General features: G+C 44.1%; 1 protein-coding gene. It reads right to left on the bottom strand.

From position 1 onward, the window contains the following. Positions 1–70: 70 nt before the first annotated feature. A complete protein-coding gene (locus HMPREF0673_RS10480; protein ID WP_172633659.1) occupies positions 71–670 on the bottom strand; it encodes a UpxY family transcription antiterminator in 600 nt (199 codons plus the stop codon). Between the last annotated feature and the right edge of the window lie 112 nt (positions 671–782).

Here is a 782-nt window from a genome sequence, read left to right as displayed (position 1 = left end):
AAGTATGCGCTAAATTAATTCCGCCAACGGGTGATTTAAAATACCAAATCTACTATTTTCATTGTCTCCTCTAAATCTTTTTAATAAACGCGCTCGGTATATATGCAGTTGTCACCATGCATATTCCGTCGAGTTCCACCACAACTCTTTGTTGTCCTGCCACGCGAGCCACTCGCCCCACGATGCCTTTGAAATCCCCTTCTATGATGCGCACAAGGTCACCGTTGCGGTAATGGCATTGGTCGGGGTGTATCAATCTGATATGTTCGTTGTCGATTGATGTGATGCGTATGAAATTCATCATTGCGTTGTAAGGAATAATAAGAGGAATGTTTTTGCCGTCGTTTTTGGTTCGGAAATGGTCGAAATAAAACGATATGAGGTTTTTTGTATTGGTCTTGTCGCTGATAGACTTTACAATGTGGTCTATCGTTTCTAATTTTGAGTAGACGAAGAGTAGACTGTGGAGCATTGGGGTGGTGACTCGTCGGTTGCGACCGTTGATGTTGCGAATGGTGTAGCGTACAGGCATGTACACCTCTATGCTTTCTTGGGTAGATAGAACGTCGTGGGCTTTTAGCACTCTACCGTAGGTGATACGCAGCACGAACCAATGCTTGTCGGGATCTTTACAGAATCGTTCTTGCGCCTTTGGCAATTCGTTAGTCACGGGATTTTTGTTGTGTATATTGTGTTGATTGAAGGACATTTTCTACCGACACCCCTGTATGTGAGCCATAGGCTTCGGGGATGGAGGGCGTGTCAAAACTCCCAATATAAAT

The sequence above is a fragment of the Leyella stercorea DSM 18206 genome, from assembly GCF_000235885.1.
Lineage (GTDB): Bacteria > Bacteroidota > Bacteroidia > Bacteroidales > Bacteroidaceae > Prevotella > Prevotella stercorea.
The sequence above is the reverse complement of the archived record's forward strand: the minus strand, read 5'-3'. Positions and strand labels throughout refer to the sequence as shown.